Genomic DNA, 14176 nt, shown 5'->3' with positions numbered 1-14176 from the left:
ATGGCAGCAAAAAATGATGCGTGATCTGAATTAACCTACTTTTTTTAATGCAAAATCCCGACCAAAAAGCAGCTTATTGCGAATATTGGAAATTGGGGTTTGATCTGCAATCAGTTCGGCATACCAAGCACCATCTTCTGTATCTCCGAACAAGACGGCTCCAATGACTTTGTCCTGTTGAATGATGATGCGTTTATAAATTTGACGTTTTTCATCATTTAAAATAATGTCTTCAAAATTATCTTTAGGCTCAAAATTCCCTGCCGAAAACACATCGACACCACTGACTTTTAATTGGGTCGGAACCGTTGGAGCTTTAAAGGTCAGACTGCCATGCTCTGCCAAGTGACTCGCGCAAATAAAAGCTTGTCCCCATAAAGGCTCGACTAAACCAAAGGTCTGACTGCGATGTTCAATACATTCACCCACTGCATAAATACTTGGGTCAAAAGTTTGCATGGTGTCATTCACCATCACCCCTCGGTTGGTTCTAAGTCCTGCACTTTGCGCTAGGCCAATATTCGGGCGAATACCAACTGCAAAGACCACCAAATCTGCATCTAACACGCTGCCATCTTTTAAACGTACTTGGCGGACTTGACCATCTGTACCCACTAGCTCTTCAGTATTGGCTTCAGTAATAATTCGAATCCCTTTTTGCTCAATACTATGACGAAGCATTTGACTGGCACGATCATCCAGTTGACGTTCCATAATCCGATTCATTAAATGTAAAACGGTGACATTCATACCACGGCGTTTTAAGCCATAAGCAGCTTCTAAACCGAGTAACCCACCACCAATCACCACAGCATTACGTTTGTTTTCACAATATTCCAACATGGTATTGACATCATAAATATCACGGAAACTCACGACACCTTTTAGGTCTGCACCTTTTACTGGCGGCACAAAAGGCTTAGACCCTGTGGCTAAAATGAGTCGGTCATAATCCACCACAATGCCTTTTTGGGTATGGACTTGTTTGCGTGGACGATCTATTTTGACAGCAGGATCATCTGCAATAAAACGTATACCTTTGTCGAGATACCATGCGTGTGGATGCAACATAATGTCTTCAAACGTTTTTTCACCTGATAACACTGGCGACAGCATAATACGGTTATAGTTGCCCCAAGGTTCCTCACCAATCACGGTAATTTCATAACGATCTGGTGCCATATCCAACAAATCTTCAAGACAGCGCATACCTGCCAAACCATTTCCAACCAAAACCAACTTCATTTTTTCTGAAGAAGGCCCATTGTTGGTGATATAGGTTTTTTGTGCTGTTGGACTCACCCAAACACGGCCATCTTGAATTTTGGTTGGGAACACCAGTAGTTTTTGATTTTTATCTTCTAAACAACGTCCAGTGGCTAAACTAAAATGCTGCTTATAAATGGGCGATGCAATAACACGTTCACCTTGTAAGTCGCCAATAATGCCACGGCTCATGACATTGGCTTGGCTGAAAGGATCTTTATTGCTCAATGCATAAACGCGTTTTTCTGTCCCTACACGGAACAAAGCAATCGCTTTTCCTTCAACCAAAGCCCCTACGCCCGTATTCGGGGTGATGTCATTTAAATCACAGACCTCAACCCAGTTTTGATCTGGAAGCATATTTTTATCATTTAAAATAGTCATTTACGTTCTCCTTATTATGCTTCAACCATTGGAATACGGTCTTCAGCGCGTTCTGCGCTGTTTAATGGGCGAATTTGTCCGCGTTCTTGAGTAAATTGAATGTGTGGATCAGCTTGCTGTTCAGCGCTTGCATTAATATAGGTTTGGAAGCGTTTACGAATTTCTGGGTTCTCAACCGCTGTACGCCATTCATCTTGATAAGTCCCAACAATGTGCTGCATACGACGTTCAAGTTCTGTGGCTAAACCCAGTGAGTCTTCAATAATCACGGATTTCAGATAATCCAAACCACCTTCCATGTTGTCGCGCCATACGCTGGTGCGTTGTAAACGATCTGCGGTTTGTATGTAGAACATAAAGAAACGGTCGATATAACGAATTAGAGTTTCGGTATCCAAGTCAGATGCGATCAGTTCTGCATGGCGTGGTTTCATGCCACCATTACCACAGACATAGAGGTTCCAACCTTTTTCAGTGGCAATCACACCGACATCTTTACCTTGTGCTTCTGCACACTCACGGGTACAGCCCGAAACTGCCATTTTTAATTTATGTGGTGAGCGTAAACCCTTGTAGCGGTTTTCAAGGAAAATGGCCAAACCAACTGAATCATCCACACCATAACGACACCATGTACTGCCGACACAAGATTTAACCGTGCGTAATGATTTACCGTAAGCATGACCAGATTCAAATCCTGCGGCATTCAACTCCTCCCAAATCAACGGCAGTTGATGCACTTGCGCACCAAACATGTCAACACGTTGTCCGCCTGTGATTTTGGTGTACAGGTTGTATTTTTTTGCAATTTGACCTACAGCAATTAAGCCATCTGGTGTGACTTCACCGCCAGCCATACGTGGTACAACAGAGTAAGAACCATCTTTTTGGATGTTTCCTAAGTAGTAGTCGTTACTGTCTTGCAGACCCGCATGACTTGGTTTAAGTACGAAATCATTCCAGCAAGACGCTAAAATGTTTGCAGCCGTTGGTTTACAAATATCACAGCCCAAACCATGCCCATGCTGATGAATCAGGTCATCGAAGGTTTTAATTTCATTCACACGAACCAAGTGATACAGCTCTTGGCGTGAGTATGGGAAGTGTTCGCAAATATGATTGTTGACCGTGACGCCTTGGCGTTGTAATTCAGATTTTAATACCTGCGTTACTAAAGGAGCACAACCCCCACAAGCCGTCGCAGCTTTGGTACATTTCTTTAACGCACCCAAAGAGGTCGAGCCGTCACTAATCGCTTGACAAATATCGGCTTTCGACACGTTATTACATGAACATATGGTCGCACTGTCTGGCAGTAAGTCGACACCACTGCCGCCTGCTTTTGCACCTGCATCTGTAAACCCTGGCATAATGAGACTTTCTGGAACTTCGGGTAATGACAGACCATTTAACATCATTTGTAGCAAGTCACTATATTCTTTGGCATCACCCACCAATACAGCACCCAGAAGTTGGTTTTTTTCTGCATTGACCACGATTTTCTTATATACCAATGCAGCTTCATCGGCATAGAAATAGCTCAATGAATTTGGAGTCATGGCATGTGCATCACCGACTGATGCGACATCTACACCCATTAACTTCAATTTGGTGCTCATGTCTGCGCCAGCGAAAATGTTGCATTCTTGCTGCATCACATGCTTGGCCGCAATACGTGCCATGTCATAGCCTGGTGCTACTAAGCCAAAAATTTTATTGTTCCAAAGCGCACACTCACCAATGGCATAAATATCTTCATGACTGGTTTGGCAATAATCATTAATGACTATACCGCCACGCTCACCAATGGCTAAACCGCTTGAGCGGGCAAGTTCATCGCGTGGGCGAATACCTGCTGAAAATAAGACGATATCGGTTTCAAGTTCAGAACCATCACCAAATTTCATTACATGAACTGCGGATGAGCCATCTTCAATACATTGGGTGGCTTTTTGGGTATGAACTTTGACCCCGAGGTTTTCAATTTTAGTACGGAGTACTTTGCCGCCTAAATCATCAATTTGCACCGCCATTAAGCGTGGCGCAAACTCTACCACATGCGTTTCTAAGTTCAGGTCACGGAGCGCCTTTGCTGCTTCAAGTCCTAATAAGCCACCACCAATTACCACACCTGTTTTTGCATTTAAACTTGCAGCTTTAATGGCATCTAAGTCTTCAATGGTACGGTAAACGAAACAGTTTTGGCGTTCATTACCCGGAATTGGCGGTACAAATGCATAAGAGCCTGTCGCTAAAACCAATTTGTCATAGCTGAGTGTTTCACCATGATTGGTACTCACTGTTTTATTGAGGCTATCAATTGCAATTGCTTTGGTATTTAAACGCAGGTCAATTCCGTAAGCATCAGCAAAATCTGCACGCGCTAAAGATAAGTCTTTGGCAGTTTTACCAGAAAAGTATTCAGTTAAATGCACACGGTCATACGCTAAACGTGGTTCCTCTGCCAAAATGGTAATTTCTACTTCGTCACCTGCCTGCTCAAGTACACTCTCAATGAACTTGTGCCCGACCATACCGTGACCAATCATAAGTAGTTTCATATTCTTTCTCCTTAAATTTTTTACTTATGCCATGTTGTTACGATCAAGCACGGCTTGCTCGAATAGGCGTTGTTCTTTCTCTTTGTGTTCGACTGAAAAGCGAATCATCAGGACACAACTTGCTGCAATGACCACCAGTCCACCCAGAACCATCAGGCATGTTTGAATATCTAAGACACCTTTTAGAAGGAAGCCTGCTGCAACCGCACCCACATTACCGCCTGCGCCAATAATGCCTGCAACCCCGCCTAATGCATCACGATCAATAAAGGGCACCAAGGCATAGGTTGCACCGCAAGCCATATGGGTGAACAAGGCAAACACAGTCATGGTTAAAATGGCCAACATCGCAGTGTTCATTTGTGAGAATACAATTAGGAACAGACCTTCCATCAGGATCATGCCGAACAAGACTTTAGTACGCCCATCCAGCCCTTTTTTAGTTGCAACCTTGTCCGAAATAATGCCGCCTAAAGCACGGGCAAACAGTGCCAACAGTCCGAAAATACCCGCAGCCAAGCCCGCTTCTTTTAGTCCAAAGCCAAAGTTTTCCACGTAGTACATTGCGACAATGTTATGAATGAAAATTTCGATACCAAAGCATGCCGCGTAAGAGCCAAATAAAATCCATACGCGATAGTTGCGGGCCGCATGCATTAAGATGTTTAAGCCCCCTTTTTTCTCACTGCCAACTTGAATGCCTTGAGCGCGTAATTCCTTAAAGTTGCCTTGCGGACAATCTTGTGTGTATTTCCAGTACAGCCCGCCCACAATCAGCATCATGACACCAGGAACAAGTAACGCAATTCTCCACCCCATAGCTTGTTCAACACCGAACATCACTAAAGCTGAAAGTAAAAGTGGCATTAAGGCTTGAGTGGCACCACCTCCGGCATTTCCCCAACCCGCAGTGGTGGCATTTGCAGTCCCGACAGCATTCGGGGCAAACATAATGCTGGTATGATATTGAGTGATAACAAAACTTGCGCCAATTGCACCGATGAGCAATCTAAAGAATAAAAAAGATTCATAACTGTTGGCCGATGCAACACCAAATACAGGAATGCTGCCCAGAATAAGTAACGCAGTATAAGTTTTGCGTGGACCGTATTTGTCACAGAGTGGACCAACAATCAAGCGAACCAAAATCGTAATCGCAACGGCTGCAATATTAATATTCGCAATTTGATCTTTAGTCAGATGGAATTCGCCTGCGATGACAGGCATGAGCGGTGCACAGGCAAACCATGCAAAGAAGCAGACAAAAAAGGCGAGCCAGCTCATGTGGAAGGCCCGCATCGCTGAAGTCTTAAAATTAAAAAGACTTATTGTTGTGGCTTTTTTCTCATATAAATTTGAAGACATAACCCTCTCCTTCCTGAACTGAACGTATATAAATTCCCACTCGGCAGGTTTCTCTGCTTTACAGGTCGATCAGAACGGACATCGTTGGCCGTCTTACAAATTTTTTAAGAGTCGTCTTTGACTCATAAGGAATAATGCAATTGCTATGCCAATATTAATAAAATTAACTTAAGATACTGTTTTATTGAAATAAATTTATAAATAACTATGTTTTCTTATATTGAAGCTGAAATTATGTTCAATCTCAAGTATTGGATAATTACTAGAAAAACATCGGAATTTGAGCTTCTGCCACTAAATTGCACATTTTGCTTTGTAATGGTGCACAGATAAATTTTAGGATTTGCTTATTTGTATTGTTTTGTATGTTTAATCACCAAAATGGTACATCGGCATGTTTATTGCTTGTTAATGCTACAAAATAAACATCATTTCTGCCCTGATTAGCAGCCCAATAGCGATAGCTCAAATATGCCAAAGCTTAAAATTGCCCTGATTGATGATGATCAAGATCGTGCCAATTATATAAAAGATTCACTGCTTCAGCACGATTTTGACGTGGTGGCCTGCTTAACCATCGATCATTTAAATATGTTCAAATTAGAGCACTTACAGGCCGATGTCATTTTGCTGGATATGGATCATCCACATCGTGACATTATTGAAAGTTGTGTGAGCCAGTTTGATTTACCCACTGTGCTATTTACCCAAAATAGCCAAAAAGACATGATTAAGAGTGCCATTGATGCTGGAATTACGGCTTATATTGTCGATGGAATTGATCCTGCAAAATTAGATAGCATTTTAGAGATATCTATTGAACAGTTCAAAAAGCATAAGAAATTACTGACAGATTTAAAGGAAACCCAGAATAAACTGGCAGATCGTAAAGATGTCGAGAAAGCCAAAGTTCTTTTGATGCAACTGCATCAACTCACTGAAGATCAAGCATTTCAATTACTCCGTAAAAATGCCATGAGCCATCGAATGACCATGGGAGAAATGGCACGTCGCCTACTCGATGCGCAAGAATTACTACAAACCAAGTTGAAGGATTAAGCTATGTCTACATTAGAGAAAACACATATTCAACTTGGCTATATTCCATTGCTCGATTGTGTTTCTATACTTTGGGCAAAACATTGTGGTTATTTTGATGAACTTGGATTAGATGTCACACTGGTTAAAGAAGCCTCTTGGGCTAGTCTGCGAGACCGCTTGGCTTTTGGATTATTGGATGCAGCACACTGTTTGTCAGGTATATTACCTGCAGCCTCAATTGGTACGGATCATATTGGCATTCCGTTTCAAACCCCTTTGGTTTTAAGCGTAAATCGTGCTTATATCAGTTTAAGTCAGAAATTATGTTTTGATCTTGGCATTACCCATAACGACACCGCAAAGGAAGTCGCGGCTAAAGTTGTTGCCGCTATTCAGCGCGGGCAAAATATTGAATTGGCACATGTATTTGCAAATTCTATTCATCATTTTTGTATTCGTGAATGGCTCGCATTGGCAGATGTAGAAGTAGCCCAAAACATTAAACTCAGAATTTTACCGCCACCTTATATGGTAGAAGCCTTAAATAATCAGGTGATTGATGGCTTCTGTGTTGGGGAGCCTTGGAATACGCAAGGTGAAGTTTTAGGACTGAGTCAAATCGTGGCTTCTAGTCAAGATGTCATTCCTGAAATTGCCGATAAAGTATTAGCTGTGACCAAAGAATGGGCTACAGCCCATCCGAATACCTTAAAAGCTATTACTCAAGCCATTCAAAAAGCCCAGCGTGAAATCAAAACCATGCAGGATTTTAGCCAAATTTGGGCATTATTAACCGAATATGAAGTTTTACAATTTGAATGTTCAGATCGTATCCACGTTCAAGAATTTTATAAAATTCAAAATATTATTCGAAATTTCATAGATGATACAGCCATCCCTAAAGTTGAAGATTTTGAATGGCTGATTCAGCAAATGGCGAAATGGAGCAATGTTCAAGTGAATCATGCTGAGCTTAAAAACTTAAGTCAGCAATGTATCATTCAACTTTAGCTTTTATGATTTAGATTAGAGTTTTCGCAAGGTTAAGATTTGTTCGCTTCGACCAAAAGGGCCATGTACATCATGCAGGACTGCACTGGTCAAACCTATGCCATCAGTACCATATTGCTGTTCGACATCTAAACCGAGCCATTGTCCCTGAGGAATGCGATATAGATGAATTTGCAAATCTAAATTTGGAAATGCCCAACCTGCTTGCGGGTCTTGGCGCGGCACAACCCCATTTGCCGTATCCACCATGCCCATCAGTTTGACAAAATCTGATGTGGTTTTACCTTCCACCATATTACATGGGTTGGTTAGCCAAACGAGCCCTTTTCCTGCTCTGCGGGACGTTTCGGCACGGGTTTCAATACTCTGAATATAACCGCCTGGCCAGCACTTCATGCCATCCCAAACAGGCAATTGCTCTGGATGTTGAACTTTTTGATCTTCAAGTCCCGCAATACTATGCGTGTCCTGTGTAAGCATTTTCCATGCACGGGCCACAATACAGGTTTTACCATTGGCTTTCATTTCGCTTTCAATCAGCTCAATGGTTTTTCCACCTCGAACCATACGTGTGCTAATACTAAAATCGCCAAATCCAATTAAACCAAAAATATCAAGACTAATGCGCCCTATTCGCATGTCATCTCTAGGTAAAAATTGTTCCAATTCTGCACAAATTACACCTGTTGCAGGTGCCATATGTTGCTCATGCGGATTCCAAGCGCCTTGAGCATGCAAGTTCGATTGATAATGCGCAGTTACACTTCCATCTGCATGTTGTTCGCGTTGTATTAAACGATAATAAGCAGGCATATTCAGATCCTTATTCTTTTGTGTATTCCTTAATTAAGCTCGTTGTTTCAATGGGCATTATTTCACTGCACAAAATCCGTAATAATTTAGAATTTGGCTGTAGGTTTTAACTTTTTTAAATCCAACATTAGATAAGAGTTGCTGCCCCATTCTTGGCGACACCAAGAAAAAATCTTGCTGTAATCGTTCAACCATTTTTTCACTTTGAAGTGTGGTTAAGCCATTATTTTCACAAAGTTGCTTTAGTACAAAAATCTCATGTGCTTCGGTTTCTTTCATTAAGTCATAAGTCAGCAACATTCCATTGGGCTTTAGTTGAGTAAAAATGTCTTTAAAGAAGTTTTGCTTTGATTCCAATGGAATAAAATGAGCCACCAGAATAGATAATACGGCGTCAAAAGTATGAGTTGTGCCGATGGATTTTGTATCGCCATGAATAAAGCGAATACGGCTTAAAACACCTTGCTTTTCTAGATGCTGCTTTGCCTTACATAACATGACATGCGATGGATCTAGCGCTGTAAAGTTCCAAGTTGGATGCTTTTGCGCCAAATATTGAATTTCATATCCTGTTCCACAGCCCACCACCAAAATGTCTACATGTTCTTGTTCGGCATAATGATGAGTTAAAATGGCATCGACTTGCTGATGCGTTAATTCATAGCCTGGAATAAGCTTGCGGATATGCTCATCATATCCCTCCACCACTTGTGGGCTGTTAAAGTCTTTGGCCATACTGCACTCTATTGAATAGTTCGGCAGCCCATGATGACATTGCTCAGAGCTATTCATCATTGCATACTGCTTTATGATTTTTGTTAAGCGACCGACATTGCATCCAAAGTCAGTTCCGCAATTGAAGGTTTTGGTTTTTCTACCGCTAAACCTAATTTTTGAAATAATTGTTGATCTTTGCCCTGTGCGACATTAGGCGTCGTCAGCAGTTTTTCACCAGAGAACAGTGAGTTTGCACCAGCCATAAATGCCAACGCTTGGTCTGAATCAGATAAAGATTCACGACCCGCAGAAAGACGAATATAGCTTTTTGGCATAATGATACGTGCAACAGCAATGGTACGAATCCATTCAGTCACATCGAGCTTTTCTACATCTGCCAATGGCGTGCCTTCAATTGGAACAAGCATGTTAATTGGCACAGATTCTGGCTGAATAGGTAATGTTGCAAGTTCAAGTAATAGCCCAATACGATCAGCAGTGTCTTCACCCAAACCCACAATACCACCGCTACACACTTTCATGCCTGCACCGCGTACATATTCAAGTGTATTTAAGCGATCATCGAAAGTACGGGTACTGATGATATTTGAATAATACTCACGCGAAGTATCAAGGTTGTGGTTATAGTAATCTAAACCTGCATCTTTTAAGCGTTCAGCCTGAGACTGGTTTAACATGCCTAAGGTCATGCAAGTTTCCAAACCTAAAGCTTTTACTTCACGAACCATTTCAAGCACATAAGGCATATCACGCTCATGCGGGTTACGCCATGCAGCACCCATACAGAAGCGAGAAGAACCAGACGCTAATGCTTCTTTTGCTTCGCTAATGACTTTGTCTACAGCAATACGCTTTTCTGCTTCTAGTTTTGAATCATAACGAGCAGATTGAGAGCAGTATTTGCAATCTTCAGGGCATTTGCCAGTTTTTATTGATAATAAAGTGCTGACTTGAATCTGGTTCGCATTAAAATTTTGTCGATGGATTTGTTGTGCTTGAAAAACCAAATCTAAAAAGGGTTGCTGATATAGATTTTGTATTTCTGAGCGAGTCCAATCGTGACGAAGTTCCATCATGATTTCCTTATTCCATTTGAATTATTCAGACTTTTTCGTTTTCTCCCTTTACTCTGAAGCAGAGTAAAGGGAAACTCCAAGTCAGAAGATCACGTTATGCAATATCTTCCATTAAATTCAGCTCTTTACGCATAAATTCTTGAAGTCGGAATTTTTGTGCTTTACCTGATGCGGTCATTGGAAACTCGGTAAAGAAACGTACATAGCGTGGTACTTTATTATGTGAAATATGTTCAGCACAGTAACGTCGGATACTTTCTTCTGTCGTTTCATGGTGCTCATGGAGAATGATACAGGCACATAGTTCTTCACCATAGCGTGCATCTGGCAGACCAATCACCTGTACATCACTGACATCTGGATGGGTATATAAGAAATCTTCAATTTCTTTCGGGAACAGATTTTCACCACCGCGAATCACTACATCTTTAATGCGACCTTTAATTTTTACAAAGCCGTCATCATCCATTTCAGCAATATCACCCGTATGCATCCAGCGCGCGTTATCAATCACTTCTTGGGTTTTTTCACTATCTTCCCAATAACCCAACATCACTGAATAACCACGAACACAGAGTTCACCGAGTTTGCCACGTGGTACGACTTTTCCTGCTTCATCCACAATTTTGATTTCTAAATGCGGATGTACACGACCTACTGTTCCGACACGTTGTTCTACCGTATCACTGGTTGAACTTTGTGCACTCACAGGTGCCGTTTCGGTCATGCCATAACAAATGGTAATTTCCGTCATGTGCATTCGCTCCATGACACGTTGCATGATTTCGCGCGGACACGGGCTACCAGCCATAATGCCTGTACGTAAACTGCTCAAATCAAATTCATTAAACTGTTCATGTTCTAAAGTGGCAATAAACATGGTCGGTACGCCATAAGCTGCCGTACATTTTTCTTGCTGAATGGCTTTTAAACTATCTAAAGGATTAAACACAGCCGATGGATAGACCATGGTTGAACCATGTGTAATACAGGCTAAATTCCCCATTACCATACCGAAACAGTGAAATAATGGTACTGAAATACACACGCGATCTTGTGGAGTCAAATGAATCGCTTCACCCACAAAATAACCATTATTTAAAATGTTATTGTGCGTGAGCATGGTACCTTTCGGGTTACCTGTGGTTCCCGAAGTAAACTGAATATTAATGGTTTCATCAAACTGCAACTCACTTGCAACCACGTCTAAATGATCAAGTTGTTTTGCGGTAGGTTGCCCCAAAAGATCTTGAAAACGATGCAGACCTGTATGCACTGCTTCATCAATTTTAATCACGTGTTTTAGATGAGGTAAACGTAGCGCATTTAAGATTTTATCTTCAGCTTCTTGCAGTTCTGGCGCAATTTTGGTTAAAAGCTCTTGATAATTTGTGGTTTTAAATTGCGATGCAATGACTAAACCTTTACAAGAAACCTTATTCAGTACGTATTCTAGCTCGTTACTTTTATACGCGGTGTTTAGGTTAACAAGAATAATGCCCGCTTTAAATGCAGCGAATTGAGTAATGGTCCATTCCACACAATTGGGGGACCAAATGGCAAGCCGATCGCCTTTTTTGAACCCCAGTTTGAGTAAGCTACAAGCAAAAGCATTCACCTGTGCTTGTAGCTCTTTATAGCTTAACCGTACATTCTGATGCACACTGACCACAGCATCTTGATCTGCATATTGCACACATGCCTGATCAAATTTTTCACCAATGGTCATGCCCAGTAAAGGTTGACTGCTGGTTCCATACGCATAGCTTAACCGTACCTGTGTCATTTGAATCACTCTCCTTGATTCTTTGTAATTCTGATTCTTACTGTTTTATTTTGATCACAGAGATTACTTTGTACGGATTTCCCTCCTTTGCATATAAGACTATTTAATTACGATCCTGTAATTGCACAGCTTGTACACAAAAGTCTGCAACCTGTTTCACAAAGTAATCTTTGTAGTTTTGATCAAACATTACATTACGAGATGGATTTAAAGGTTCAATTACAACAAAAGTCATGCTTCCGACAATGCATAACGCCACCGTATTTAAATCTTCAAAACCGAACTCACCATTGACTTTCCCTTCGGCAAGAATCTCGTTAATCGTTTGTTTAATTAACTGTTTACTGCGAAAACGCTCATGCTCAACAATTGGATCTACAGGTTCGAACATGAGTGAATACGACAGTTGAGGACTGTTGAGTGCCCGCTTAACAAAGGTCGTGACAGCCTTATGTAATTTTTGTTGTGCTGTTAACCCTTCACTGCTCGCAATCGTATTCAAAATATGAATTTCATGCTGAATCGCTTCAGACAACACTTCAATTAAGACTTCACTTTTATTATCAAAATAGCGGTAAACCAAGCCACTAGAAACGCCTGCACGTTCCGCAATCGCTTGAATTTGGGCATCTTTAAATCCCCCTTGAGCAATAAGTTCTCGCGCAGATTGCAAAATCGACTGTCGATTTTGTTCCATTCGCTCTTGCATCAATGTCGATCTTTTATAACTCATAATCTTATTCTCATCCAGATAAAATGAATTGTAAATCATTTTGTGAATTTTAGTTCACTTTTTTAAAAAATAGATGTATTGTAAAACTACAAGCACAACAACAATGCTTATTGGACAACAAATATAACCTCAGGATGAACAGCATGAACGCACACGTTCCATTACAACTTAGTCTACAAACCTTAAGTTTCGGTTTAGATGAAACTTTGATCGCACTGCGTGATTCAGTTGCTGCATTTTGTGCAAAAGAAATTGCACCAATTGCTCAACAAGTGGATCGTGACAATGTATTCCCTGCTCACCTTTGGAAGAAAATGGGTGATATGGGCTTACATGGTTTAACAGTAAGCGAAGAGTATGGTGGTTCTAACCTCGGTTATTTAGCGCATATTATTGTTATGCAAGAAATCTCACGCGCATCTGCCGCTATAGGATTGTCTTACGGAGCACATTCTAACCTATGTGTGAACCAAATTAAGCGAAATGGTAACGAAGAACAGAAACAACGTTATTTGCCTAAACTTATTTCTGGTGAATTTGTAGGTGCATTGGCAATGTCTGAACCGAATGCAGGTTCTGATGTGGTCAGCATGAAATTAAAAGCGGAAGAACAAGGCGATCATTACCTATTAAATGGTTCGAAAATGTGGATTACCAATGGTGGTGATGCCGATGTCTTGGTGGTTTATGCCAAAACCGATTTACAGGCTGGACCTAAAGGTATGACGGCATTCCTGATTGAAAAAGATATGCCAGGATTCAGCCATGGGAACCACCTCGATAAATTGGGGATGCGCGGTTCAAATACGTATCCATTGTTTTTCGACAACGTTAAAGTGCCAAAAGAAAATGTGCTTGGCGGTGTGGGGAATGGCGTAAAAGTGCTCATGAGCGGTCTGGATTATGAACGTGCGGTATTAAGTGCTGGTCCTCTAGGTATTATGGATGCCTGCATGGATACCGTGATTCCTTATATTCATGATCGTAAACAGTTTGGACAAGCGCTTGGTGAGTTCCAGCTCATGCAAGGCAAAATTGCCGATATGTATTCAACTTGGTTGGCATGTAAAGCTTTGGTTTATGCAGTAGGTGCTGAATGTGACAAAGCTGAACATAGCCGTAGCTTAAGAAAAGATGCTGCCAGTGCCATTCTTTATGCTGCTGAAAAAGCAACATGGATGGCAGGTGAAACCATTCAAGCATTGGGCGGCAATGGCTATATCAACGAGTTTGCAGCAGGTCGTTTGTGGCGTGATGCAAAACTTTATGAAATTGGTGCAGGAACTTCTGAAATCCGCCGTATGTTAATTGGTCGTGAATTATTTAACGAAACGGCTTAACGCTTCTGGCTCACTTTATACAAGGAAGTTTATATGAATCAATTACAAACCCAACTGCAAAG

The 14176-nt window shown here is 41.3% G+C and carries 11 protein-coding genes; 3 read left to right on the top strand and 8 right to left on the bottom strand.

The features are described from left to right. Positions 1 to 30 precede the first annotated feature (30 nt). The 3 genes from nirD to C3F34_RS16210 are packed head-to-tail and all read right to left on the bottom strand — an operon-like array spanning position 31 to position 5576. The gene (gene nirD, locus C3F34_RS16220; protein WP_044740744.1) at positions 31 to 1650 is read right to left on the bottom strand and encodes a nitrite reductase small subunit NirD; all 1620 of its coding nucleotides are present in this window, start codon (positions 1648 to 1650) and stop codon (positions 31 to 33) included. A gap of 14 nt (positions 1651 to 1664) precedes the next feature. Then, the gene (gene nirB / locus C3F34_RS16215; protein ID WP_044740745.1) at positions 1665 to 4211 is read right to left on the bottom strand and encodes a nitrite reductase large subunit NirB; all 2547 of its coding nucleotides are present in this window, start codon (positions 4209 to 4211) and stop codon (positions 1665 to 1667) included. 24 nt (positions 4212 to 4235) lie between these two features. Beyond that, entirely contained in the window at positions 4236 to 5576 is a 1341-nt protein-coding gene (locus tag C3F34_RS16210; RefSeq protein WP_104442097.1) for an MFS transporter, read from the bottom strand. 471 nt (positions 5577 to 6047) lie between these two features. On the opposite strand from C3F34_RS16210, the gene C3F34_RS16205 reads away from it, so the two are divergent. Together C3F34_RS16205 and C3F34_RS16200 are read left to right on the top strand one after the other, a co-directional pair. After that, positions 6048 to 6635, top strand: coding sequence for an ANTAR domain-containing response regulator (locus tag C3F34_RS16205; RefSeq protein WP_016168024.1), 588 nt, complete (start codon positions 6048 to 6050; stop codon positions 6633 to 6635). Between the two features lie 3 nt (positions 6636 to 6638). After that, positions 6639 to 7628 (top strand): ABC transporter substrate-binding protein, encoded by a 990-nt coding sequence (locus C3F34_RS16200; protein ID WP_044740747.1) that lies wholly within the window; start codon positions 6639 to 6641, stop codon positions 7626 to 7628. Positions 7629 to 7643: 15 nt separating this feature from the next. Here C3F34_RS16200 and C3F34_RS16195 read toward each other — a convergent pair whose 3' ends face one another. From C3F34_RS16195 to C3F34_RS16175, 5 genes are all read right to left on the bottom strand, one after another. Next, positions 7644 to 8441, bottom strand: coding sequence for a thioesterase family protein (locus tag C3F34_RS16195; protein ID WP_016168026.1), 798 nt, complete (start codon positions 8439 to 8441; stop codon positions 7644 to 7646). Between the two features lie 57 nt (positions 8442 to 8498). After that, a complete protein-coding gene (locus tag C3F34_RS16190; RefSeq protein ID WP_044740748.1) occupies positions 8499 to 9176 on the bottom strand; it encodes a class I SAM-dependent methyltransferase in 678 nt (225 codons plus the stop codon). 83 nt (positions 9177 to 9259) lie between these two features. Further along, positions 9260 to 10252 carry a biotin synthase BioB gene (gene bioB / locus C3F34_RS16185; protein ID WP_104442096.1) on the bottom strand — a complete coding sequence of 331 codons (993 nt, stop codon included), beginning with the start codon at positions 10250 to 10252 and terminating at the stop codon, positions 9260 to 9262. Positions 10253 to 10349: 97 nt separating this feature from the next. Next, positions 10350 to 12041, bottom strand: coding sequence for an AMP-binding protein (locus C3F34_RS16180; protein ID WP_044739821.1), 1692 nt, complete (start codon positions 12039 to 12041; stop codon positions 10350 to 10352). A 103-nt stretch (positions 12042 to 12144) separates the two neighbouring features. Next, positions 12145 to 12774 carry a TetR/AcrR family transcriptional regulator gene (locus C3F34_RS16175; protein ID WP_016168030.1) on the bottom strand — a complete coding sequence of 210 codons (630 nt, stop codon included), beginning with the start codon at positions 12772 to 12774 and terminating at the stop codon, positions 12145 to 12147. Positions 12775 to 12917: 143 nt separating this feature from the next. Here C3F34_RS16175 and C3F34_RS16170 point away from each other — a divergent pair, with 143 nt between their 5' ends. Then, positions 12918 to 14114, top strand: coding sequence for an isovaleryl-CoA dehydrogenase (locus C3F34_RS16170; protein ID WP_044739820.1), 1197 nt, complete (start codon positions 12918 to 12920; stop codon positions 14112 to 14114). The last annotated feature ends 62 nt before the right edge of the window (positions 14115 to 14176 follow it).

This window comes from Acinetobacter sp. ACNIH2, assembly GCF_002934965.1.
Taxonomy (GTDB): Bacteria; Pseudomonadota; Gammaproteobacteria; order Pseudomonadales; family Moraxellaceae; genus Acinetobacter; species Acinetobacter tandoii.
Note: the sequence above shows the minus strand (reverse complement) of the source record. Positions and strands in the feature narration are given on the sequence as shown.